This is a genomic window from Nocardioides gansuensis, from assembly GCF_003076135.1.
GTDB lineage: Bacteria > Actinomycetota > Actinomycetes > Propionibacteriales > Nocardioidaceae > Nocardioides > Nocardioides gansuensis.
Genome location: NZ_QDGZ01000001.1, coordinates 737,550 through 761,034, shown reverse-complemented (window position 1 = coordinate 761,034; position 23,485 = coordinate 737,550). Strand labels below are relative to the sequence as shown.

General features: G+C 71.3%; 21 protein-coding genes. 7 read left to right on the top strand and 14 right to left on the bottom strand.

Features of this window, described 5'->3' with window-relative positions:
- Window position 1: 1 nt before the first annotated feature.
- Together DDE18_RS03630 and glmS are read right to left on the bottom strand one after the other, a co-directional pair.
- Window positions 2-352: a holo-ACP synthase gene (locus tag DDE18_RS03630; protein WP_116570828.1), complete on the bottom strand. Its 351-nt coding sequence runs from the start codon at window positions 350-352 to the stop codon at window positions 2-4.
- Window positions 353-362: 10 nt separating this feature from the next.
- Window positions 363-2,207 carry a glutamine--fructose-6-phosphate transaminase (isomerizing) gene (gene glmS, locus DDE18_RS03625; RefSeq protein ID WP_116570827.1) on the bottom strand — a complete coding sequence of 615 codons (1,845 nt, stop codon included), beginning with the start codon at window positions 2,205-2,207 and terminating at the stop codon, window positions 363-365.
- A gap of 64 nt (window positions 2,208-2,271) precedes the next feature.
- On the opposite strand from glmS, the gene coaA reads away from it, so the two are divergent.
- On the top strand, window positions 2,272-3,240 hold the full coding sequence (gene coaA, locus DDE18_RS03620) for a type I pantothenate kinase (protein WP_116570826.1): 969 nt from the start codon (window positions 2,272-2,274) through the stop codon (window positions 3,238-3,240).
- A 49-nt stretch (window positions 3,241-3,289) separates the two neighbouring features.
- On the opposite strand, the gene DDE18_RS03615 is transcribed toward coaA, so the two are convergent.
- From DDE18_RS03615 to rplM, 4 genes are read right to left on the bottom strand one after another with little or no spacing between them, the layout of a single operon-like run.
- Complete coding sequence (locus DDE18_RS03615) at window positions 3,290-4,471, bottom strand: low temperature requirement protein A (protein ID WP_245916421.1); 1,182 nt, start codon at window positions 4,469-4,471, stop codon at window positions 3,290-3,292.
- A gap of 10 nt (window positions 4,472-4,481) precedes the next feature.
- Window positions 4,482-5,828, bottom strand: a complete 1,347-nt coding sequence (glmM, locus tag DDE18_RS03610) for a phosphoglucosamine mutase (RefSeq protein ID WP_116570824.1) — start codon at window positions 5,826-5,828, stop codon at window positions 4,482-4,484.
- A gap of 13 nt (window positions 5,829-5,841) precedes the next feature.
- Entirely contained in the window at window positions 5,842-6,345 is a 504-nt protein-coding gene (gene rpsI, locus DDE18_RS03605) for a 30S ribosomal protein S9 (protein WP_116570823.1), read from the bottom strand.
- Between the two features lie 20 nt (window positions 6,346-6,365).
- Complete coding sequence (gene rplM, locus DDE18_RS03600; RefSeq protein WP_116570822.1) at window positions 6,366-6,809, bottom strand: 50S ribosomal protein L13; 444 nt, start codon at window positions 6,807-6,809, stop codon at window positions 6,366-6,368.
- 308 nt (window positions 6,810-7,117) lie between these two features.
- On the opposite strand from rplM, the gene DDE18_RS03595 reads away from it, so the two are divergent.
- Window positions 7,118-8,458 (top strand): citrate synthase, encoded by a 1,341-nt coding sequence (locus DDE18_RS03595; protein WP_116570821.1) that lies wholly within the window; start codon window positions 7,118-7,120, stop codon window positions 8,456-8,458.
- Between the two features lie 76 nt (window positions 8,459-8,534).
- On the opposite strand, the gene DDE18_RS23550 is transcribed toward DDE18_RS03595, so the two are convergent.
- The gene (locus DDE18_RS23550; protein ID WP_245916419.1) at window positions 8,535-9,776 is read right to left on the bottom strand and encodes an alpha-1,6-glucosidase domain-containing protein; all 1,242 of its coding nucleotides are present in this window, start codon (window positions 9,774-9,776) and stop codon (window positions 8,535-8,537) included.
- Window positions 9,725-14,218, bottom strand: coding sequence for a pullulanase X25 domain-containing protein (locus DDE18_RS03590; protein WP_245916418.1), 4,494 nt, complete (start codon window positions 14,216-14,218; stop codon window positions 9,725-9,727). The genes DDE18_RS23550 and DDE18_RS03590 overlap by 52 nt, the downstream gene beginning before the upstream one ends.
- A 194-nt stretch (window positions 14,219-14,412) precedes the next feature.
- Between DDE18_RS03590 and DDE18_RS03585 the strand changes: the two genes are divergently transcribed.
- Together DDE18_RS03585 and DDE18_RS03580 are read left to right on the top strand one after the other, a co-directional pair.
- Window positions 14,413-15,612 carry a S1C family serine protease gene (locus tag DDE18_RS03585; RefSeq protein ID WP_116570820.1) on the top strand — a complete coding sequence of 400 codons (1,200 nt, stop codon included), beginning with the start codon at window positions 14,413-14,415 and terminating at the stop codon, window positions 15,610-15,612.
- A gap of 119 nt (window positions 15,613-15,731) precedes the next feature.
- Window positions 15,732-16,112 carry a VOC family protein gene (locus tag DDE18_RS03580; RefSeq protein ID WP_116570819.1) on the top strand — a complete coding sequence of 127 codons (381 nt, stop codon included), beginning with the start codon at window positions 15,732-15,734 and terminating at the stop codon, window positions 16,110-16,112.
- Window positions 16,113-16,124: 12 nt separating this feature from the next.
- Here DDE18_RS03580 and DDE18_RS03575 read toward each other — a convergent pair whose 3' ends face one another.
- From DDE18_RS03575 to truA, 6 genes are all read right to left on the bottom strand, one after another.
- Window positions 16,125-17,804: an ABC-F family ATP-binding cassette domain-containing protein gene (locus DDE18_RS03575; protein ID WP_116570818.1), complete on the bottom strand. Its 1,680-nt coding sequence runs from the start codon at window positions 17,802-17,804 to the stop codon at window positions 16,125-16,127.
- Between the two features lie 85 nt (window positions 17,805-17,889).
- Window positions 17,890-18,882 carry a hypothetical protein gene (locus DDE18_RS03570; RefSeq protein ID WP_116570817.1) on the bottom strand — a complete coding sequence of 331 codons (993 nt, stop codon included), beginning with the start codon at window positions 18,880-18,882 and terminating at the stop codon, window positions 17,890-17,892.
- Window positions 18,875-19,363, bottom strand: coding sequence for a SigE family RNA polymerase sigma factor (locus DDE18_RS03565; protein WP_245916417.1), 489 nt, complete (start codon window positions 19,361-19,363; stop codon window positions 18,875-18,877). The genes DDE18_RS03570 and DDE18_RS03565 overlap by 8 nt, the downstream gene beginning before the upstream one ends.
- Before the next feature lie 77 nt (window positions 19,364-19,440).
- Entirely contained in the window at window positions 19,441-20,475 is a 1,035-nt protein-coding gene (gene mgrA, locus DDE18_RS03560; RefSeq protein WP_116570815.1) for an L-glyceraldehyde 3-phosphate reductase, read from the bottom strand.
- A gap of 12 nt (window positions 20,476-20,487) precedes the next feature.
- Window positions 20,488-21,093 carry a class I SAM-dependent methyltransferase gene (locus DDE18_RS03555; RefSeq protein WP_116570814.1) on the bottom strand — a complete coding sequence of 202 codons (606 nt, stop codon included), beginning with the start codon at window positions 21,091-21,093 and terminating at the stop codon, window positions 20,488-20,490.
- 20 nt (window positions 21,094-21,113) lie between these two features.
- Window positions 21,114-21,941: a tRNA pseudouridine(38-40) synthase TruA gene (truA, locus tag DDE18_RS03550; RefSeq protein WP_116570813.1), complete on the bottom strand. Its 828-nt coding sequence runs from the start codon at window positions 21,939-21,941 to the stop codon at window positions 21,114-21,116.
- A 110-nt stretch (window positions 21,942-22,051) separates the two neighbouring features.
- Between truA and DDE18_RS03545 the strand changes: the two genes are divergently transcribed.
- From DDE18_RS03545 to DDE18_RS22760, 3 genes are read left to right on the top strand one after another with little or no spacing between them, the layout of a single operon-like run.
- A complete protein-coding gene (locus DDE18_RS03545; protein ID WP_116570812.1) occupies window positions 22,052-22,420 on the top strand; it encodes an ArsR/SmtB family transcription factor in 369 nt (122 codons plus the stop codon).
- Complete coding sequence (locus DDE18_RS22765) at window positions 22,417-22,902, top strand: SRPBCC family protein (protein ID WP_165821004.1); 486 nt, start codon at window positions 22,417-22,419, stop codon at window positions 22,900-22,902. The genes DDE18_RS03545 and DDE18_RS22765 overlap by 4 nt, the downstream gene beginning before the upstream one ends.
- The gene (locus tag DDE18_RS22760) at window positions 22,895-23,464 is read left to right on the top strand and encodes a TIGR03086 family metal-binding protein (protein ID WP_165821003.1); all 570 of its coding nucleotides are present in this window, start codon (window positions 22,895-22,897) and stop codon (window positions 23,462-23,464) included. The genes DDE18_RS22765 and DDE18_RS22760 overlap by 8 nt, the downstream gene beginning before the upstream one ends.
- Window positions 23,465-23,485: the final 21 nt, after the last annotated feature.

The following is a 23,485-nucleotide window of genomic DNA, read 5'->3' as shown; positions in this document are numbered from 1 at the left end:
GCTAGCCCTCGAGCACGACGACCGCCGACGCGATGCCGGCGTCGTGGGACAGGGACACGTGCACGTGGGCGACGCCGAGCACCTCGGCGCGGGCGGCGACCGTCCCGCGGATCTCGAACCGGGGCCGGCCGGTGTCCTCCGAGACGATCTCCGCGTCGTGCCACGCCATGCCCACCGGCGCGCCGAGCGCCTTGGCGATCGCCTCCTTGGCGGCGAAGCGGGCAGCGAGCGACGCCATCGGCCGGCCCGCCTCCGCGGCGGTGAACAGGCGGTCCCGCAGCGCCGGCGTACGGCTCAGGGAAGCCTCGAACCTCTCCACGTCGACGACGTCGATGCCGACCCCGACGATCATCAGCGGGCGGTCACTCGACGGTGACGGACTTGGCGAGGTTGCGCGGCTGGTCGACGTCGTGGCCCATGGCCGTGGCCAGCTCGCAGGCGAAGAGCTGCAGGGGTACGACGGCCACCATGGGCTGCAGGAGCACCGGCACCGACGGCAGCGGGATCAGCACGTCGGCGTAGGGCTCGATCGAGGTGTCGCCCTCCTCGGCGAGGCAGATCGTGCGGGCGCCGCGGGCCCGGACCTCCTGGATGCCGCTCACCATCTTGTCGTGGAGGAAGTCCCGGCCCCGGGGCGGAACGACGCAGAGGACAGGCAGGCCATCCTCGATCAGCGCGATCGGGCCGTGCTTGAGCTCACCCGCCGCGAAGCCCTCGGCGTGGATGTAGGCGAGCTCCTTGAGCTTGAGCGCGCCCTCGAGGGCCACCGGATAGCCGGCGTGGCGGCCCAGGAAGAGGACCGAGCGGCTGTCGACGTGCTCGCGGGCCAGGGCGTAGATCTCCTCGGCCTGGTCCAGCACCGCCCGGATGTGCGCCGGCATCTTGTCGAGCTGGTCCATGACCTGCGCGATCTCGTCGCCGAAGCGGGTGCCCTTGACCTGCGCAAGGTAGAGGGCGAGCAGGTAGCAGGCGACGAGCTGGGTGAGGAAGCCCTTCGTGGAGGCCACGCCGATCTCGGGGCCGGCGTGCGTGTAGATCACCCCGTCGGACTCGCGCGGGATCGTGGAGCCGTTGGTGTTGCAGATCGCCAGGACCTTGGACTTCTGTACCCGGGCGTGGCGGATGGCCTGCAGCGTGTCGGCGGTCTCGCCGGACTGGCTGATCGCGACGACGAGCGTGGAGTGCTTGAGGATCGGGTCGCGGTAGCGGAACTCGCTGGCGAGCTCGACCTCGACCGGGATCCGGCACCAGTGCTCGATCGCATACTTGGCGACCATGCCGGCGTAGAAGGACGTGCCCGCGGCGATGATGATGATCTTGTCGATGTCGCGCAGGTCCTGGTCGGACAGCCGCATCTCGTCGAGGTGGAGCTGTCCGTCGGCGGCGCGCCGGCCGAGCAGCGAGTTGGCGACCGCGCGGGGCTGCTCGTAGATCTCCTTGCGCATGAACCAGTCGTGGCCGTCCTTCTCGGCGGCCGTGAGGTCCCAGTCGACGTGGTAGCGGTGGCCCTCGGCGGGGACGCCGTCGAAGCCGCTCACCGCGACGCCCTCGCGGGTGATGGTGACGACCTGGTCCTGGCCCAGCTCCAGCGCCTCGCGGGTGTGCTCGATGAAGGCGGCCACGTCGGAGCCGAGGAAGTTCTCCCCCTCCCCCAGGCCGACGACCAGCGGCGAGTTGCGTCGGGCTGCGACGACGCGGTCGGGGTCCTGGGCGTCGATCGCGACCAGGGTGAACGCGCCCTCGAGCCGGCTGCAGACCCGCTGCATGGCCACCGTCAGGTCCGCGCCGGCGTCGACCTCGAGCTCGAGCAGGTGGGCGGCGATCTCGGTGTCGGTCTCGGAGAGCATCTCGTGGCCCTGGGCCTCGAGCTCGGCGCGCAGGCGGGCGAAGTTCTCGATGATGCCGTTGTGCACCAGGGCCACCCGGCGCTCGCGGCCGAGGTGGGGATGGGCGTTGCGGTCGTTGGGTGCGCCGTGCGTGGCCCAGCGGGTGTGGCCGATGCCCGTGGTCGACTGCGGGAGCGGCGCCTCGTCGATGGCCTTCTCGAGGTTGACCAGCTTGCCGGCGCGCTTGTCTGACGCGATCGCGCCGCCGTCGACCAGGGCGATGCCGGCCGAGTCGTAGCCGCGGTACTCAAGTCGCCGCAGGCCCTCGAGCACGACCCCCTGCGCCTGCTTCGGCCCGACGTATCCCACGATTCCGCACATGACCAGGGAGTCTATCGGCCGCCCCGCCGCGACCCATGATCGCGGCGGTGGGAGAATCCTCCGCATGTCCGACGCCGGCGGCTTGGCAGCTGCGAGCGAGTCGTCCCCGTACGTCGAGCTCGACCGCGCGGCATGGGCGGCCCTCGCCCAGGCTCCCGAGCAGCCGCTGACCCCGAACGAGATCGCCCGGCTCCGCGGGCTCGGCGACGCCCTGGACCTCCGCGAGGTCGAGCAGGTCTACCTGCCCCTGTCCCGGCTGCTGAGCCTCTACGTCGCCTCGGCGGGCCGGCTGCACCGCGAGCAGGAGGAGTTCCTGCATCGCCAGCAGCCCCCGCGCACCCCGTTCGTGATCGGGCTGGCCGGCTCCGTGGCCGTGGGGAAGTCGACCACCGCGCGGGTGCTCCAGCAGATGCTCGCCCACTGGCCCGAGCACCCCCACGTCGCCCTGATCACGACCGACGGCTTCCTCTACCCCAACGCCGAGCTCGAGCGACGCGGCATCCTCCATCGCAAGGGGTTCCCCGAGTCCTACGACCGCAAGGCCCTGCTCCGGTTCGTGATCGACATCAAGTCGGGCAAGGACGACGTCGAGGCGCCGACGTACTCCCACCTCGTCTACGACGTCGTGCCCGACCAGAAGGTCGTGATCAAGAGCCCCGACATCGTGATCATCGAGGGCCTCAACGTGCTCCAGCCGGCGCGCATGCGCGAGGACGGCCGCACCGGGCTGGCAGTGAGCGACTTCTTCGACTTCTCCGTCTACGTCGACGCGGCGCTGTCGGACATCAAGGGCTGGTACATCGACCGCTTCCTCCGGCTGCGCGAGACCGCCTTCCGAGATCCGCAGTCCTACTTCCGCAAGTACGCCCAGCTCTCCCACGATGCGGCTGTCGACGAGGCGGCTCGGATCTGGGACGAGATCAACGGCCCCAACCTCGTGCAGAACGTCGCCCCGACCCGCGCCCGCGCCAACCTCGTGCTGCGCAAGGACTCCGACCACTCGGTGCGCTACGTGCGGCTGCGCAAGCTCTGACGAGTCGGCGCATCTGCACACGCGGACCCGGCCGAGTCGCGCGGAAGCGTCAGGCGGTGGCGTCCGGGAGATCACCGGGCACGGAAAGGACGTGCTGCACGACGGCCGCGGCGAGGGCGAGCCCGACGAGCAGCACGGTGAGCCCCATCGACAGGCCGAGGAGGGGTACGACGAGCACGACCAGGCCGGTCAACGCGGCCGGCACCATCGTGAGGGCGGACCCGTCGTCCGCGGCGTGCATGCCGGCCAGCACCACGCAGTAGGCCGCCACCGGCACGCCGAGCGCGAGCCCGGCGAACTGGGGCGAGGCGTGGGCGTGGTGGGTCACCACGTCGACGGCCGCAGCGAGCGCGGCGCCCGCCGCAGCGACGGAGGCGAACACGAACAGGTGCCCGTAGCCGATCAGGAAGATGACGCGCTGCCGGGAGGAGTGGAAGAGGTCGGCGTGGTCGCGCTTGAAGTAGAGCCACCACATCGAGAGGACGACCAGCAGGGCGCCCAGCACGAGCATGACGAGGTCGCCGGTCGGGTGCCTGAAGGCGCCCTCGAGGGCAATCACGATGGACAGGATGACCTCGCCCAGCACGATGATCGTGAACAGGCCATAGCGCTCGGCGATGTGGTGGGGGTGGAACGGGGTCCTGCCGTTGCGCTCGGCGACCCACGGCACGAGCAGCTCCAGGGCCATGCCGAGGAAGAAGGTCGCGACGACCGCCTCCTCCCCCGACACGAGCAGCCGGGCGACCCAGTAGGCCTGCACGAGGGTGATGCCCGCGGCGTATGTGAGGCAGGTCCGCCGCCGCTCCGGGTGACCTGCCGCGGCGCGCAGCCACAGCGCCACCATCGCCAGCCGCATCAGGCAGTAGCCGCCCACGAGGATCGTCGACTGGCCGTCGACGAACATGTCGTGCACGCCCGCGGCGACGCCCAGCGACCCGGTCATGATCAGGAAGGTCAGCACCCGGTAGACCACGTCGTCGCAGTCGTAGGCCGAGGCGAACCAGGTGAAGTTCATCCACGCCCACCAGGTCGCGAGGAACACCATCGTGAAGCCGAGCACGGCGTCGAGGTGGCCCTCGGCCAGGCCGTGGTGCAGCTCCCGGGCGCCCGCCGCGATGGCCACCACGAAGACGAGGTCGAAGAACAGCTCGAGCGGCGTCGCGGCCCGATGCTCCTCGTCGATGTCGCGGGCGCGCATCGGACGCAGCAGGGGGACGCGGTTGATACTCACGCCCGGCAGGCTAGAGGGCCAGCTGCGCCTTCACCACACCGGCGAGCCGCTGGGCCACGCCGTCGGCGATCTCGACCGTGGGCGCCTCGACCATCACCCGGACGAGCGGCTCGGTGCCGGAGGGCCGCAGCAGGATGCGGCCCGTCTCGCCGAGCACCGCCTCCTCCTCGGCCACGGCGGCGGCCAGCACGGCGTCCTCGTCGGCGCGCCCCTTGTCGACGCCCGGGACGTTGACGAGCACCTGCGGCAGCCGGGTCATGACGGAGGCCAGGTCCTGCAGGGACCGGCCGGTCTCGGCCATCCGCTCGCAGACCTTCAGGGCGGTGAGTATGCCGTCGCCGGTGGTGGCGTGGTCGCTCAGGATCACGTGCCCCGACTGCTCGCCGCCGAGGGAGTAGCCGGAGACCTTCATCGCCTCGAGGACGTAGCGGTCGCCGACCTTGGTCTGGCGGACGCCGACGCCGTGCTCCTTCATCGCCCGGACGAAGCCGAGGTTGCTCATCACGGTGGCGACGACGGTGTCGCGGGCCAGCTTGCCCTGGTCGCGCAGCGCGAGCGCGAGGACCGCGAGGATCTGGTCGCCGTCGACGACGTTGCCCTCGTGGTCGACGGCCAGGCAGCGGTCGGAGTCGCCGTCGAGACCGAAGCCCGCGTCGGCGCCGTGCTCGACGACGGCCGCCTGAAGCGACGCCAGATGGGTCGATCCGCAGTTCTCGTTGATGTTGAGCCCGTCGGGCTCGGCGTGGATGGCGATCACCTCGGCACCGGCCTCGCGGAGCGCGCGCGGGCCGGCCTCCCATGCCGCGCCCTCGGCGCAGTCGAGCACGATGCGCAGGCCGGCCAAGGGGCGGTCGACGGTGCCGACGAGATGGGCGACGTAGTCGGGGACCGCGTCGTCGTACGTGGTGACCCGACCCACGGCGGCGCCGGTCGGGCGCTGCCACTGCTCGCGCATCCGCTGCTCGATGACGATCTCGATCGCGTCGTCGAGCTTGTGCCCCCCGCGGGCGAGGAACTTGATGCCGTTGTCCGGCATCGGGTTGTGCGACGCCGACAGCATCACGCCGAGGTCGACCCCGAGCGCGCCGGTCAGGTGGGCGACGCCGGGGGTGGGCAGGACGCCCAGCAGGAGTACGTCGACGCCCGCCGAGGCCAGCCCGGCGACGACCGCGGCCTCGAGGAACTGTCCGGAGATGCGCGTGTCCCGGCCCACCACGGCGCGGGGACGGTGCCCCGCGAACTCGCCGCGGTCGGCCAGCACGTGTGCGGCAGCAACGGAAAGGTCCAGGGCCAGCTCCGCCGTGAGAGAGGCGTTCGCCAGGCCCCGGACCCCGTCCGTGCCGAAGAGTCGGCTCATCGAGCGGGCAGGATCAGCGCTTGCTGAACTGCGACGCCTTGCGGGCCTTCTTGAGACCGGCCTTCTTGCGCTCCACGACGCGGGCGTCGCGCGTGAGCAGTCCGGCCTTCTTGAGCGTCGGGCGGTTGGCCTCGACGTCGACCGCGTTCAGCGCGCGGGCCACGCCGAGGCGCAGCGCGCCGGCCTGGCCGGCGATGCCGCCGCCGTGGATGCGGGCGATCACGTCGAAGCGGCCCTCGAGCTGCAGCGTCGCGAACGGCTCGTTGGCGACCTGCTGGTGCAGCTTGTTCGGGAAGTAGTCGTCGAGCGTGCGGCCGTTGATGGTCCACTCGCCGGTGCCCGGCACGATGCGGACGCGGGCGACGGCCTCCTTGCGGCGGCCGGTGGCGCCGGCGGGAGCGATGGTGGCAGGACGCAGCGGGGCGTCGGCCGAGGGAGCGCTCTCGGAGGAGTAGGCGACGCCCTCCTCGTTGACCTCGTAGGTCTCCTCGACCTCGGTGCTGGTGTTCTCAGTCATCAGTTCAGTCCTCGGTCGAATTACTGGGAGACCTGGGCGATCTCGAACGGGGTGGCCTTCTGGGCCAGGTGCGGGTGGTCGGGGCCGGCGTAGACCTTCAGCTTCTTCAGCATCTGGCGGCCGAGCTTGTTCTTCGGGAGCATGCCCCACACAGCCTTCTCGATAGCCTTGCGGGCGTCCTTCTCGAGGAGCTCACCGAAGGGGGTCGCGGTCAGACCACCCGGGTAACCGGAGTGGCGGTAGGCCATCTTGGTGACCTTCTTGTTCCCCGACAGGGCGACCTTGTCCGCGTTCACGATGATGACGAAGTCACCCATGTCCATGTGAGGGGCAAAGGTGGGCTTGTGCTTGCCGCGGAGGAGGTTGGCGGTCTGGACGGCCAGGCGGCCGAGGACCACGTCGGTGGCGTCGATGACGAGCCACTCGCGCTGGATGTCAGCGGGCTTGGGGCTGTACGTGCGCACAGTGATGCCTTCTCGTTCGTAGTGCCGGGCGGAAGGTCTTCCACCCGGTAGTGCTTCAGCGGCTTCTGACGAACACTGCCCGGATCGCTCCCGGTCGGCCTGGGCCGTGGGATGACGTCCGGATCTGCACCCGCCCTGTGACAGGCGGACGCGGCAGGAGTCGCGACGAGCAAGGTTACGCCCGCGCGGGAGGGGGGTCAAAACGCCGCAGACGACGCGCATGGCCGCCCCGCCGCCGGGGTCTCTGGCCGAGGATCGGACGCCCGGCTTCGCGCCCGGAAAGCGTCAGGGCTAGGTTGGGCTCACCCATGACGTCACCGCACCACCGAGGAGCCGACGTGACCGACATTACGGCCACCCCCAAGGACTCCCTGACCGTACGCGACAACCGCACGGGCCAGGAGTACGACATCGCGATCACCGACGGGACGATCGCCGCGAAGGACCTGGGCCAGATCAAGGTCGACGTCGACGACCCCGGCCTGGCGACCTACGACCCCGGATTCGTCAACACCGCCTCGTGCCGCAGCGCAGTCACCTACATCGACGGCGAGAAGGGCATCCTCGAATACCGCGGATACCCGATCGAGCAGCTCGCCGAGGGCTCCACCTTCCTCGAGGTCGCCTACCTGCTGATCCACGGCGCGCTCCCCACCAAGGCCGAGTACGACGCGTGGGTGCACGAGATCACCTACCACACGTTCGTCCACGAGAACGTCAAGTCGTTCATGGAGGGCTTCCGCTACGACGCCCACCCGATGGGCATGCTGATGGCCTCCGTCGGCGCGCTCTCGACGTTCTACCCCGACGCCCGCAACATCGGCGACGCCGAGAACCGGCACATGCAGATCGTCCGGATGATCGCGAAGATGCCGACGCTGGGCGCCTGGTCCTTCCGCCACGCGCAGGGCAAGCCGTTCATCTACCCCGACAACGACCTCGGCTACACCGCCAACTTCCTCTCCATGCTCTTCAAGATGAGCGAGAAGAAGTTCGAGGCCGACGAGCGGCTCGTCAAGGCCCTCGACGTGCTCTTCATCCTGCACGCCGACCACGAGCAGAACTGCTCGACCAACGCGGTCCGCTCGGTCGGCTCCTCGCAGGTCGACCCCTACTCCGCGGTCGCCGCGGGCGTCGCCGCCCTCTACGGCCCGCTGCACGGCGGCGCCAACGAGGCCGTGCTGCGGATGCTGCGCCGGATCGGCTCCAAGGACAACATCCCCGCCTTCATCCAGGGCGTGAAGGACGGCAACGAGCGCCTGATGGGCTTCGGCCACCGGGTCTACAAGAACTACGACCCCCGCGCCAAGATCATCAAGAAGGCCTGCGACGACGTCTTCGAGGTCACCGGGGTCAACCCGCTCCTCGAGATCGCCCAGGAGCTGGAGAAGATCGCGCTCGAGGACGACTACTTCGTCAAGCGCAAGCTCTACCCCAACGTCGACTTCTACTCCGGCCTGATCTACGAGGCCTTCCAGTTCCCGCCGGAGATGTTCACCGTCCTCTTCGCGATCGGCCGTACGCCGGGCTGGCTGGCCCAGTGGCTCGAGCTGGTGCAGGACAAGGACCAGAAGATCGCCCGCCCCAAGCAGATCTACACCGGCGACCGCGAGCTGGCCTTCACCCCCGCGACGGAGCGTTGGGCCTGACCCATTTCGCTCGACACCCGCACGGACGAAGGAGCCCCCGGCAGCTGCCGGGGGCTCCTTCGCGTGGTGGGCGGTCTCAGCGCTCGAAGACCGCCGTCGTCCGCGCCGGCACCGTGACCGAGGCGCCGTCCACGACCGACTGCTTCACGACCGGGTCCGAGCCCGTGGCCTGCGCCTCGTGCAGCGCCCAGCCCGTCGCCGTACCACTCACCGTCTGCTCCTGCGGAGTGGCGTTGAAGACCACGAGGATCCCGTCACGGTCGGCATCGGCGTCGGCCCCGGCCGTGTCGTCGATCAGCATGGCGATGACCCCGGGCGGGGCGTCCAGGAAGGACACCTTCTGCTGGATCGCCTCCGCGGACCCGAGGCGGAACAGCGGCGAGGACATCCGCAGCCGGAGCAGGTCGAGCGCGGCCGCGTGGGCCGCGTCCATGGCCTCGGCGCCCGGCACGAGCGCGGGGTCGGCGAGCAGCGGACGCATGTAGTCCCACTTCGCCTCGTTGTCCGCGCGCAGGGGCAGGCCGGATCCGAAGGTGTTGTCCTTGCGCGTCCAGTCGACCCGGTTGAACCAGTCGCCGGAGTCGTAGGAGTTGCGGTCCAGGCTCTTCGAGCGGAGCAGGTCGGTGCCCGCGTGCCAGAACACGACACCCTGGGAGAGGGCGACCGTCGAGAGTGACACGGTGTTCATCCGCACCCGGTCGGCCATCGACGTCGACCGCGGCAGCTTGAGGGCCAGCGCGTCGAAGAGCGTCTCGTTGTCGTGGGCGTCGACGTAGGTGACCGTCTCGCCCGGGTCGGCGGCGTAGCCGGCGGGATGGCCGTTGTAGTCGACCTCCCGGCCGACGACTCGCTTGCCGGTCGCGCTGCTGACGAACTCGTAGTCGCGCAGGTTGCCGGCCAGGCCGAGCTTCACCAGGTCCTGGAGGTGCAGCAGGCGCGCCCGCTGCTGGTCCGTGCCGCCGTTGACGGCCGCCCCGTTGGGATCGGTGAAGAGGCCGGAGCCGAAGCCCTGCACGCGCGGGTCCTCGTCGAAGGGCCCTCCCCCGCGCACGGCGTCCCGGAGCCGGTCGGAGAAGGAGCCGATGCCCGAGCCAGCGAGGTTGGGCTGGCTGGCCTGGGTGAAGCGCTTGCCGTCGGCGACCTCGCCGAAGTTCCAGCCCTCGCCGTAGACGTAGATCGACTTCCCGTCGACGCCGTCCTCGGCCAGCGTGAGTCCGTCGAGGGCCGTGCGCAGCCGCTGCATGTTCTCCAGCGAGTGGTGGCCCATCAGGTCGAAGCGGAAGCCGTTGACCTTGTAGTCCCGCGCCCAGGTGAGCACGAGTCGATCATCAGCTTCTCCATCATCGCGTGCTCGGTGGCCGTGTTGGCGCAGCACGTCGAGGTCTCCTGGGCGCCGCTGGCCGAGAGCCGCTGGTAGTAGCCGGGCACCACCTTGTCGAGCACGGAGTGCCGGGCCTGCCCGGAGGCGGCGGTGTGGTTGTAGACCACGTCCATCACGACCTGCAGACCGGCTGCGTTGAGGGACTGCACCATCTCGCGGAACTCCCGGGTCCGGCCCGGGCCATCCGGGTCGGTCGCATAGCTGCCCTCGGGCGCGGTGTAGTGCAGCGGGTCGTAGCCCCAGTTGAAGCCGTCGCGACCGCGGATCTCCTCGATGCACGCCTGCTGCTCCGTCGAGTCGGGCGCCATCGCGGAGAGGTCGCAGCCCGGGCGCGCCTGGTCGGTGCGGCGCTCGGGGATCGTGGCGATGTCGAAGGCCGGCAGCAGGTGCACCGTGTTGAGGCCCGCCCCGGCGAGCCGCCGCAGATGGGTCATGCCGGCGCTGTCGGCGTGGGTGAAGGCGCGGTAGGTGCCGCGCTCCGCCTCGGGCACGGTGGTGTCTCCGACGGAGAAGTCACGCACGTGCAGCTCGTAGACGTTGCGGTCCTCGGGCTGGGCGATCGCCGGCGGCTTCGTCGCCGCCCACCCGGCAGGGACCAGGGCGGGGTCGGCGAGGTCGACCATCAGGGAGCGCTCCGAGTCGGCGGTCAGGGCGACGGAGTAGGGATCCGTGACGAGGTTGCGGACCACCTCACCCGCCGCGGGCGCCCACACGGTGACCGCGAACCGGTAGTCGGCGCCCCGCCAGCTCGCCGGGCCGCTCACGATCCACGTGCCGTCGGCCTGCCGCTCCATCGGCACCGCGCGGTCGCGCACGACGAGGTCGACGTCCTGGGCGGTCGGAGCCCACACCGCGACCGTCGGCCGGCCGCGCGACCAGGTCACGCCCAGCTGGCGGTCCTGCGCCGCGGCGTACGTGTCGTCGAGGACCCCGGGCACCTGCACCCCGGTGGCGTCGAAGAGGCTGCCGTCGGAGGAGTACGACGCGACCGCGAGCTGGCCGGTCAGGATCTCCGGCACCCGCTTGACCGCGTCCTTGCCCAGCCGGAAGGCCTCGAAGCCCTCCAGGTGGGGGAAGTCGGCGAGCACGTGTGCGGGCAGGCCGGCCGGGTCGTGGGCCAGCGGCACGCTCGAGCCGCCGGTGACCGCCTCGGCGTCGACGGCCAGGTCGCCTGCCCTCGACCAGTGCAGGCGGTGGCGACGCGACTCGGCGTCGGGGACGTCCCAGGCCAGCAGGTCCTTCCGCAGCCAGTGCGCCTTCGCCTTGGTCAGGTCGGGACTGGCGCCCCCGGCCCGCGAGGTGATGGTGAGCAGGTGGGAGGCCACGTCATAAGAGAACACCATCTCGACCCCGGCTGCAGGGACGTCGAAGCCGATGTTGGCGCCGTCGCGGGCGCCGCCGGCGCCGTAGTTCTCCGTCCAGGAGAGGCCGTGGGCCACCTTGGTCTGATAGCTCCCGGCCGGCAGGGCGGACGTCGCGAAGGTATAGGTGCCGTCGCCGTCGAGGTCCTTGAGCCAGCCGCGCATGCAGTCGGGCGACCAGTCGCCGGGACAGCCGAGCTCGGACTGGAAGCTGCCGGCGAGGGTGGCGATCGGGCCGTTGGCGTCGCTGGTGATCCAGTGCGAGGCGTGGTCGTAGAAGAAAGTGACGTCGCGCTGGGCGCCGAGGCGCAGGGGGACGTTGGGCCCGTTCCGGGCCCCGCCCGCGCCGTAGTTCTCGTCCCACGAGCGGTCGATCGCGGCCTTGTACTCGTAGTCACCCGCGGGCAGGCTCACGGTGCGCTTCCAGACCAGGTCGCGCGCGTCGAGCGCGAGCTGGGCCTGCTCGCAGTCGGGCGCCCAGTCGCCGGGGCAGCCGAGCTCGCTGTTGTGGCTCCCGGGCATGGCGACGGCCTCGGGCTGCGTGACGGGGCCTCCGCCCCCGCCACCACCCGGCGTACCGGGGTCGGCCTGCGGGTCGCCGACGGTGCCGTACGTCGAGCTGACGGCGAGGTTGCCGGAGCTGTCCTCGAGCACGGCGCGATACTCCACCAGCGTGCCCTTCGCCAGGCCCGTGACGTCGTGGAAGACCCGGTATGGCGCGTTGTCGTCGGTGCCGAGACGTGTCCACTGCGACCCGCCGACGGGGCGCCAGGCCAGGGTCACCTGGTTGAAGCCGCGCTCGGGCACGCCCACCGTGACGGGGGCACGGCCGCCGACCACGCCCCCGGCCGACGGCTTCTCGAAGTGCAGGCCCGGCGCTGCCTCGCGCTCGGCGAGCGTGCCCGCCGCCCGCCAGACGACCGCGGACAGCGGCGGCACGGTGACGGTGACCCGTCCCTCGGCGTCACTCTTGAGCGTGCCGGTCCCCGGCCAGACCTGCTTGAAGGATCCGTGCTTCATCAGGGTCTGCAGGGTCACGGTCTTCGCAGTCGTGGCGTTGTTGAGCGCGACGACGTACTCGCGCTGCTCCTGCGCCCCGATCCGGCTGAAGGCGTAGACGCCCGCCTCGTTGCTCGAGTAGCGGTGCAGCTGGGCGCCGTCGGCGAGCGCCGGGTGCTCGTCGCGGAGGCGGGCCAGGCCGCGGATGGTCGTGTAGAGCGGGTGCGAGGTGTCGTAGTTCGCGTCGGCCGTCGTGGCGTCGGTGCCGATCAGGTCGTTGTCGTTGTAGGACGCGACCTGGCTCGGGAACATGTCCTCACGGGCGGCCTTGTCGCCGCCGTCGCCGGTGAAGCCCTGCTCGTCGCCGTAGTAGACGACCGGCTGGCCCCGGGTCAGGTACATCAACGCGTGCGCGAGGCGGTCGCGCTCGAGCACGTCGCCGGCGCCCTGGAGGAGCATGCCGATCCGGCCCATGTCGTGGTTGCCGAGGAAAGTCGGCAGCGAGTAGGCGTTGGAGTCGGTGTCGGTGTAGTGGTCGTCAGCGGCGAAGAAGTCGCGCAGCCGGGTCGTGGGCGCGCCCTTGGCGAAGCCGGTGCCGGAGGACTGGAAGCCGAAGTCCAGGGTCGCGTCGAGCCGCCCCTCCGTGGTGTAGGTCGACATGCTCGCCGCGCTCGCGTCGTACACCTCACCGAAGGCGAAGAAATCGTCGTTGCCGATGCTCCTGGCGTGCTGCCGGATGGCGGGCGCGAACTCCTGCCAGAACTCGGTGTTCACGTGCTTGACGGTGTCGATGCGGAAGCCGTCGATGCCGAAGTCCACCCAGGTCTTGTAGATGTCGACCATCCCGTCGACGACCTGCGGCTGCTCGGTGAAGAGGTCGTCGAGGCCGACGAAGTCGCCGTACGTGGACGACTCGCCCGCGAAGGTCGAGTCGCCGCGGTTGTGGTAGCGGCGGGGGTCGTTGAGCCACGCCGGGACCTTGACGCTCTCGTCCTCCGGGGTGCGGAAGACCGGCGTGTAGGGGAACGACGCCTGCGGGTCCAGCTCGGGGAAGGTCTCGCCGCCCGCGTAGTCGCGGTCGTCGAAGGCGTTGCCGGCCGCGTCGCGGTAGGGCTCCGCGTCCTTGCTGACGTAGCCGTGCCGGCCCTCGGCGTAGTCGATGACGTCCGCCGTGTGGTTGGTGATGATGTCGAAGAAGACCTTGATCCCGCGGGCGTGGGCCTCGTCGATGAGGGCCTCGAGCTCGGCGTTGGTGCCGAAGTGGGGGTCGATCCGGGTGAAGTCGGTGACCCAGTAGCCGTGGTAGCCGGCGCTGGCGTCGGCGCCGGTGCCCTGGACGGGGCGGTTCATGAAGCTCGGCGTCAGCCAGATCGCCGTGGTCCCGAGGCCCTCGATGTAGTCGAGCCTGTCGCGCAGGCCGGCGATGTCGCCGCCGTGGAAGAAGCCGTGGTCCGCCGGGTCGAGGCCGGTCTCGAGCCGGCCGCCGGTGAGGCCTCCCGCGTCGTTGGACGGGTCGCCGTTGGCGAAGCGGTCGGCCATCACGAAGTAGAACCGCTCGCGGGTCAACGGCGCGCGCAGCGAGTCGCCGGCGAGGGCCCGGTCGGCGTCGGTGACCTCGCCGCTGGGCTGCTCGGCGGGCGCGACGGACACCCGGTGGCTGGCGTGGTCGTAGGAGAGCTCCAGCCGTGCCGGGTGCTGGAGCACCAGCGGGACGTTGGCAGCGCCACCGTCCGCGCCGTATGCCTCGTCCCAGCTGTCGTCGAGCGCCACCTTGAGCTGCCAGGAGCCCGCGGGCACGTCGAAGGTCGCGGAGTACGCCGTGGTGCCGGGCACCGCGTCGAGGCGGGTGGCCTCGCACGGCGGGGTCCAGTCGGCGTCGCAGCCGAGCTCGGACTGCAGGTCGCCGACCAGCGTGACGGTCGCCGGCACGTCCGTGTGGTCGGCGACGCTGGTGGCGGGGGCGAGGACGAGGGGCGCCGCGGCGACGAGGCCGGAGAGCGCCAGGAGGGGCTTTCGCACGAGCGTGACTCCGAGGGTGACGGGGTGGTGTGGCCGCCGTCACAGTAGGTTCGGCTGACATTGCCTTGCAAGGTTTGCAAAAACTTTCACGCCTCGGTCGCGTGAGGAGCGGTCGATCTTGCAGGGCCGGCGTTCTTCGCGGCTCCCCAGCGCCCTCTCAGCGACGTCACAGGGACGCGCCCCACGATCGGGACATGAGCACGACACCGCACGACTACGACGACACCCGCGCCTACCCCCAGACCTGGCCGCCGCCCCCCTCTCCCCCCTCCCGCGGGCGGCGCACCGGCCTGGCGGCGGCGGTCGTGGCGACGTCGTTGCTGGTCGGCGGCGGTGCCGGCCTCGGGGGCGCGGCCCTCTGGGACGCCACCCACGACGAGGCCCCGGCCTCCTCGTCGACCGGGGCCGGCACCGCTGCGGCGGGCGAGGACACCAACGCCAGCGCCCCGGACGCCCCCGCTCCCGAGGGCTCCGTGGAGCAGGTGGCCGCCAAGGTCCTCCCCTCGGTCGTGAAGATCGACGTGGCAGGCCCGCAGGGCACCGGGTCGGGCTCGGGGATCATCCTGACCGCCGACGGGACCATCCTGACCAACCACCACGTCGTCGAGGTCGCGGGTGAGAGCGGCGAGGTCCGGGTCTCCTTCGACGACGGGTCCACCGCCGGGGCCACCATCCTGGGCACGGACCCCCTCACCGACACCGCGGTGATCAAGGCCGAGGGGGTCACCGACCTCACCCCCGCCACGATCGGCAAGTCGGCGAACCTCGACGTCGGCCAGGGCGTGGTGGCCATCGGCTCCCCGTTCGGGCTCGATGCCACCGTGACCAGCGGCATCGTCAGCGCCCTCGACCGGCCCGTCAACGTCGCGCGCGACGAGGAGGGCAACTCCACGACGTACCCGGCGATCCAGACCGACGCGGCGATCAACCCGGGCAACAGCGGGGGCCCCCTCGTCGACATGACGGGCGCGGTCGTCGGCATCAACTCCTCGATCCGCACCGCCGCCGGCGAGTCGCCGTTCGGTGAGAGCGGCGCGGGGTCGATCGGCCTCGGCTTCGCCATCCCGATCGACGAGGTCATGCCGATCGTCGACCAGATCACCGCCGGCGAGACTCCGACGCACGCGCGCCTCGGCATCCAGGTCTCCGACTCGCGGGTGGAGGGACACTCCGGCGCCCAGGTCCAGGAGGTCACCGCCGGATCGACCGCGGACGAGGCCGGCCTGGAGCCGGGTGACGTGATCACCCGCGTCGACGACACCCACATCACCGGCGCCGACTCCCTGGTGGCCACCATCCGGTCCTACCGGCCCGGCGACACGGTCACCGTGACGTGGACGAGCGACGGCGACGAGCAGAGCGCCGACATGGAGCTGGACTCCGACGCCGAGTGACGTCGCACGCCGCTCCGCTGGGATAGTCCGTGACGATCGGACCCTCACCGGCGCCGGAACAGGGTCCGTTCGTCACGGACTATCCCGGTCCACGGAGCGGCCGCGTTACCTTGGACGCCATGCCTGTCCAGCTCAACCACACGATCGTCCACGCGCGCGACAAGCAGGCGACGGCCCGGCACTTCGTCGACGTCCTGGGCCTCGACGAGCCGAAGCCGTTCGGGCCGTTCCTCGTCCTCGAGCTGAGCAACGGGGTCAGCCTGGACGTCCTCGACGACTCCGAGCCGGTCCCTCAGCACTACGCCTTCCTCGTCACCGAGCCGGAGTTCGACGAGATCTTCGGCCGCATCCAGGAGCGCGAGCTGCGCTACTGGGCGGATCCCTTCCACCGCCGGCGCGGCGAGATCAACCACAACGACGGCGGCCGCGGTGTCTACTGGGAGGACCCCAACGGGCACAGCCTGGAGATCATCACCAGGCCCTACGGCAGCGGCGGCTGAGGCCGCACCTGCTCAACGGGTGCGGGCGACCCGGCCCTCGTCCCACACCGGCTCCGACGACTCGTAGACCGACCCGTCGGCGCCGTAGACCAGGAAGCGGTCGAAGCCGCGGGCGAACCAGCGGTCGTGGGTGACCGCCAGCACCGTGCCCTCGAACGCCTCCAGACCGGCCTCCAGCGCCTCGGCGCTCTGCACGTCGAGGTTGTCCGTCGGCTCGTCGAGCAGCAGCAGCGTCGCCCCGGACAGCTCGAGCAGCAGGATCTGGAACCGCGCCTGCTGGCCGCCGCTGAGCGACTCGAACCTCTGCTCCGAGGCGTGCGCCAGCTCGTAGCGGTCGAGCACCCGGGCGGCCTGCTCGCGACCCATGCCGTCGCGATGCTCGTCGCCGCGGTGGAGGATCTGCAGGAGCGTGCGGCCCACCAGCTCGGGGTGCTCATGGGTCTGCACGAACCAGCCCGGGCGCACCCGGGCTCCCAGCTTCGCCAGCCCGGTGTGCGGGACGGGCGCGGGAGGTACGCCGACGGGCTGGTGCTCGATGTCGGGGTCGGTGCCGCCGCCGGCGAGCAGCCGGAGGAAGTGGGACTTGCCGGAGCCGTTGGAGCCCAACACGGCCACGCGCTCGCCGTACCAGACCTCGAGGTCGAACGGCCGCATCAGCCCGAGCAGCTCGAGCGACTCGCAGACGACCGCGCGCTTGCCGGTGCGGCCGCCCTTGAGCCGCATCTTGACCTGTTGCTCGCGCGGCTGCTCGGTGGGCGGGCCGGCCTCCTCGAACTTCCGCAGCCGGGTCTGCGCGGCCTGGTAGCGGCTGGCCATGTCGGAGTTGTAGGCGGCCTTCTGCTTGTACATCAGCATCTGGGCGCGCAGCTTGGCGTATTCCTCGTCCCAGCGCCTGCGCAGCTCCTCGAAGCGGGCGAAGCGTCCCTCGCGGGCCGCGTGGTAGGTCGCGAAGCCTCCGGGGTGCGTCCACACCAGGTTGCCGGCGCTGCCGAGCTCGACGGTGACGATCCGGGTGGCCGTGTTGGCCAGCAGCTCGCGGTCGTGGCTGATGAAGAGGATGGTCTTCGGGGACTCGTTGATCCGCTCCTCGAGCCAGATCTTGCCCGGCACGTCGAGGTAGTTGTCGGGCTCGTCGAGGAGGAGCACCTCGTCGGGACCGCGGAGGAGGTATTCCAGCACGAGGCGCTTCTGCTCGCCGCCCGACAGCGTCGTGAGCGAGCGGTGGCGGGCGCGCTCGTAGGGCAGCCCCATCGCCGCCGTCGTGCACACGTCCCAGGTGACCTCGAGGTCGTAGCCCCCGGCGTCGGCGTACTCCGCGAGGGCGGTGGCGTAGGCCATCTGCACGCGCTCGTCGTCGGTGTCCATCAGCGCGAGCTCGCACCGGTCGACCTCGGCGGCCGCCGCCCGCACGCGCGGCGGCGCGACCGAGAGGAGAAGGTCTGCGACGGTCTCGTCGGCACCCCCGTGGCCGACGAACTGCCGCATCACCCCGAGCCCGCCCGATCGCGTCACCACGCCCGCGTGCGGCGCGAGGTCACCGGTCACGATGCGCAGGAGCGTCGTCTTGCCGGCGCCGTTGGCCCCGACGAGCGCCACCTTCGCGCCCTCGCCGACACGAAAGCTGACGTCGTCGAGCAGCACCCGGCCGTCCGGCAGCTCGTAGCGCACTCCGGCGACATCCACGTGACCCACAACGAGTCATCCTCCCCCGCTGCTGGTCGGCGTGCACCCGGTTTACGGCGACGACTCGGTCGACCCTGGCGATCGGCCGTCGGGGTCAGGTGCGGGTGAGGGCGATCTGGCTGCGCACGTCATCGGTCAGCTCGCGGGTGACTCCGGAGAGGTGGATCCCCTCCAGGCAGTCGTCGCCGGTCACCACCGTGCCGAGGTACTGGCCGTCGTCGAGGAGCACGGTCCTCAGGACGGCCAGCTGTGCGGCGCACTTCCTGAGCTGGGCGCGCACCGGTGCGGCCTCGATGGCGTCGAGCAACCGGGCGGCGTCCGGCTCAGGCAACACCCCACTGGCGTCGAGCAGGTCCAGGCCGTCGTAGCGGCAGAGCGAGAAGCCTTCCGCGTCCCCGGTGCGGCTCGCCTCGGCCGCGCCGAGGTCGGTCGGGCAGCCGTTCGGGTCGCGGCCGTCGATGCGCCGGACGGAGGCCACGATCTCCTCGGTCAGCCCGCGCTCGGGAGTCACGATCGTGACCGCGACCTCGTCGTCGTACCAGACCGACAGCCAGGCGCCGTCGGGATAGGCCTCGACGTCAACGCCCTCGGTGTCGTACTGCCAGACATGCCCGCTCGGGTGCGCCCAGTCGACCTGCATCGTCGCGAGGTCCTCGATCTTCACGCCGTAGCCGCTCATCGGCGTGCAGGCGATCATCGCGCTCACCTCTCCTGGCCGCGAGACCGAGGGGACGGCGTCCGCCGGAGTATCGGCGCTGGTGCACCACGTGGTGGTCCCTCCGTGCCCCCACGTCGCCGGCACCTGGAGGGTCACGTCGTGCCAGGTCTCCGTGCGCCAGGGGTCCGCGCTCGGCGCGGGTGACGGCGCCTGGGTCGCCACCTGCGGTCCCCGGCCGTCGTCGCTGCCGAGCGTCGCCAGGCCCAGTGGCACGGCCGCGACCAGCGCGACCACCGCGACGGCGGCACCCACGGCCGTACGCCGGCGGCGCAGCCTCCGCCGGGCCGCTGCAGCGAGCCCCGCCGGCTCGGGAGCAGCGTCCGCCGCTCGCTCGAGCGACGCGCGGATCCGCGTCTCGAAGTCAGCCATCGAACTCACCCAGTTCCTGCCGGAGCACCGCGATGCCGCGGGAGACGCGCGAGCGGACGCTGCCCTCGCGCACCCCCGTCAGCGCGGCGATCTCCGCGTAGTCGAGGCCCTCGTAGAAGCGCAGGACCACCGCGGTGCGCTGGTCCGCGGGAAGCGCGAGACAGGCCCGCCACAGGGCGTCCCGGTCCTCGGGGGCCATGCCGGACGGCGCGGCCCCGTCCCCGGTGGACGCGACCGGCGACTCGCGGCGCCGGAACTTCCGCCACCACGAGACATGCGCGTTGACCACCATCCGGCGGACATAGGCGTCGGGGTCTTCAAGAGTGGAGATCCGCCCCCACCGGGGCAGCGCACGGGACAGCGCGTCCTGGACCACATCCTCCGCGTCGGCGCTGTTGCCCGTCAGCACGTAGGCGAGCCGCAGCAGCGCCTGGCCGCGGGCCGCCACCCACGAGTCGAAGTCAGGAGTCCCCTCGGCCACCCGGCTCCTCCCCCCTGCGACCACTGCATCCATGCCCTACCAACGCCGGCCGGGCGGGCGCTGTTGCAGGGCTGGAGTCAGTCCTCGACCTGCTTCGCCCACAGGTTCACGCCCGCCTCCACCGCGTGCTTGTCGATCTCGGCGAGCTCGTCGTCGGTGAGTGGCGGCGCGGAGAGCGCATCGAGGTTGGTGTCGAGCTGCTCCACGCTGGAGGCGCCGATGACGGCGCTGGTGACCCGCGGGTCGCGCAGTGCCCACTGCAGCGCGAGCTGCGCCAGCTTCTGGCCGCGCGCCAGGGCGACCTCGTTGAGCGCCCGCACCCGGTCGAGCACGCTCTCGTCGAGCCCGGCGATCGTGGTGTTGGCCCGCGCGGCCCGGGAGTCGGCGGGCACGCCGTCGAGGTAGCGGTCGGTGAGCAGCCCCTGGGCCAGCGCCGTGAAGACGATGCAGCCCATCCCCTGCTCCTCGAGCTCGTCGAGCAGGTCGGTCTCGATCCAGCGGTTGAGCATCGAGTAGGACGGCTGGTGGATCAGCAGCGGCGTGCCCAGGTCGCGGGCGATGGTGGCGGCCTCGCGGGTCTTCGCGGCGGAGTACGACGAGATGCCGGCGTAGAGCGCCCGCCCGGACCGGACCGCCGTGTCGAGCGCCATCATCGTCTCCTCGACGGGCGTCTCGGGGTCGAAGCGGTGGCTGTAGAAGATGTCCACGTAGTCGAGGCCCATCCGCGCGAGCGACTGGTCGAGCGAGGCCAGGACGTACTTCCTCGAGCCGCCACCCTGCCCGTAGGGACCCGGCCACATGTCCCACCCGGCCTTGGTGGAGATGACGAGCTCGTCCCGGTAGGGCTTGAAGTCGTCGGCGAGGTAGCGGCCGAAGTTCTCCTCCGCGCGGCCGTAGGGAGGGCCGTAGTTGTTGGCGAGGTCGAAGTGGGTGACGCCGCAGTCGAAGGCCCGGCGCAGGATCGCCCGGTGGGTCTCCTCCGGCCGGTCGTCGCCGAAGTTCTGCCACAGCCCCAGCGACAGCGCCGGCAGCTTGAGCCCGCTCCTCCCGGTGAACCGGTAGTGCATCCCCGTGCCGTCGTCGTAGCGGTCTGCCGCCGCCTCGTAGGTCATGCGCCGATCATGTCAGCCGCGGCGCGTCTCCAGCACCCTGAACCCCTTGGCACTGGCGAGCCGCGTCGTCGGCCAGCCCTGCTCGGTGAGCCAGCGCTGCAGTGAGTCGGCGCCGAGGTGCTTGCCGACCACCATCACCATCCGCCCGTCCGGCGTGAGCCGCGGCAGCCAGGTGAGCAGCAGGTCGTGGAGCGCCTGCTTGCCGATCCGGATCGGCGGGTTGCTCCAGATCTCGTCGTATGTCGCGTCGCTGGGGACCTGGTCGGCGGTGCACGCCACGAAGCGGCCGTCGAGGCCGAGGGCCTTGGCGTTCTCGTTGGCGAGCAGGATGGCCCGCTCGTTGACCTCCAGTCCGGTGACCGTGGCCAGCGGCACCGCGCGGGCGATGGCCAGCCCGATGACGCCGTAGCCGCAGCCGAGGTCGAGGAACTGGCCCTGCACCGGCGGCTCGAGCTCACGGAAGAGCACCGCCGTCGCGTGGTCGAGGTGGCCCTTGCTGAAGACGCCCGCGCCGCTGGTGAGCCGCAGCTCGTGTCCCCACGCCTCGCAGGTGAACTCCTCGCGGGCGAACGGCACGGTCGGGTCGGCGGAGAAGTAGTGGTCCTGGTCCTCGCTCACGGCGCCATCCTCCCGCGTCGTCACATGCGGCGCGGGGCCCGGGCCCGCTCCGCCTGCGCCTGCAGCTCGTCCGCTGCCGGATAGCCGACCTCCTCCAGGGTGAGCCCGTGTGCGTGTACGACGGTCACAGCGGGGTCGCGCACCCCCTTGACGAGCACCTCGTGCGCCCACTGCGGAGGCCGCCTGACCTCCCCGACGGCCAGCAGGCAGCCGACGAGGGATCGCACCATGTTGTGGCAGAACGCGTCCGCCACGACCCGCCCGACCGCGAGCCCGTCGGCGTCGCGCGCCCAGGACAGCTCGAGCAGGGTGCGGATGGTGGTCGCGCCCTCGCGCCGCTTGCAGAAGGCCGCGAAGTCCTGCTGCCCCACCAGGGGCGCGGAGGCGGCGTTCATCGCCTGGAGGTCGAGCGGCCGCGGCCAGGCCAGCACGTGGCGGCGCGTCAGCGGGTCGACCAGCTCGGGGGCGTCGGCGACGCGGTAGGCGTAGCGCCGCCAGACCGCGGAGAAGCGGGCGTCGAAGCCGGGCAGGGCCTCGGCCACCCGGCGTACGCGGACGTCGGCGGGCAGGATGCCGTTGAGCCGGCGCAGCAGGGAGTCGAGCGGCGGCTCGGTGGCCCTCCCGGCCGATGCTGCGAGGGTGTCGGGCTCGACGTCGACGTGGACCACCTGGCCCCGTGCGTGCACGCCGGTGTCGGTGCGACCGGCGCACACGACCCGCACCTCAGGAAGGCGCAGCGCAGTGGCGAGCGCCGCCTCGAGGGTGCCCTGCACGGTGCGGAGCGTCGGCTGCGTCGCCCAGCCGGAGAAGTCCGTGCCGTCGTAGGCGAGGTCGATCCGCAGGCGCACGGGCTGATCCTAGGTCCGACGACTCGACGACTTCCTCAACCAAAGGGTTGACAAAGCGCTCGACGCAGTCCTACGGTTATTCAACCAATCAGTTGAAGAAGGTGGCAGGCATGGACGACCAGCTCTCCCGGGTGTTCGCGGCCCTCGCGGACCCCACCCGGCGCGACATGGTCGCGCGGCTCACGGAGGCCGACGCCACCGTCGGCGAGCTCGCAGCGCCGTACGACGTGAGCGTGCAGGCCGTCTCGAAGCACCTCAAGGTGCTCGAGGAGGCCGGGCTGGTGACCCGGAGCCGGGACGCCCAGCGAAGACCGGTGCACCTGGAAGCCGAGGTGTTCGACCTGATGACCAAGTGGATCGAGCGATACCGCCGGCGGGCCGAGGAGCGCTACCAGCGCCTCGACGCCGTGCTGGCGGCGATGCAGGAGAAGGAGAGCCCCGCCCGGGGCACATCGACGAAGGAAGGACCAGCATCATGACCACCACCCACCCCGAGGCCACGATCGAGGCCGTCGAGGACGTCCCCATGATCGTGATCACCCGCGAGTTCGACGCGACCCCGGAGCAGCTGTTCCGGGCGCACACCGACCCCGAGCTGTTCAAGCTGTGGGTCGGCCCCGACAGCCTCACCACCGAGATCGACCACTGGGACGCCCGCACCGGCGGCAGCTGGCGCTTCCTGAACAAGCGCGGCGACGAGGAGTACGCCTTCCGCGGCTGCTTCCACGAGGTCTCGCCCGAGCGCATCGTGCAGACCTTCACCTGGGAGGGCATGCCCGAGGGCGTCTCCCTGGAGACGCTCACCTTCGAGGACCTCGGCAACGGCCGCACCCGGCTGCGCGCCCAGTCGCTCTGCGACAGCTTCGAGGGCCGCGACGCCTGGCTGCGCTCGGGCATGGAGGTCGGCGTCAACGAGGGCTACGCCAAGCTCGACGACATGCTGGCGCGTGGGGATGTCTGAGGCCGCGGAGCGGCACCGCCGCCTCTCGGGCATCTTCCTCGACCGCGTCAAGGGCACCCGGGACTGGGACGCGCCCGCACCCGTCGACGGCTGGGTGGCGCGCGACGTCGTGCGCCACCTGGTCGACTGGTTCCCCGGTTTCCTCGAGTCCGGGGCGGGCGTGCGACTGCCCGGCGGGCCGTCCGTTGACGACGACCCGGTCGGTGCCTGGCAGGCCCAGCACGACGCCGTCCAGGCGGTGCTGGACGACCCCGCCAGCCAGGGCAAGGTCCTGCACAACCGCCACGTCGGCGAGGTGCCCCTCGACCAGGCGATCGACCGCTTCTACACCGCGGACGTCTTCATGCACACCTGGGACCTCGCCCGCGCGACCGGCCAGGACGACCGGCTCGACCCCGTCATGTGTGGCGAGCTGCTCGACGGGATGAAGCCGATCGAGGACCTGCTCCGCTCGTCGGGCCAGTACGGCGAAGCCGTGCCCGTCGCGGAGGACGCCGGCGTGCAGGACCAGCTGATCGGCTTCATCGGCCGCGATCCCGACTGGGCTCCCCCGCAGCGGTGACCCTGCCCCGGTCCGCCCCGC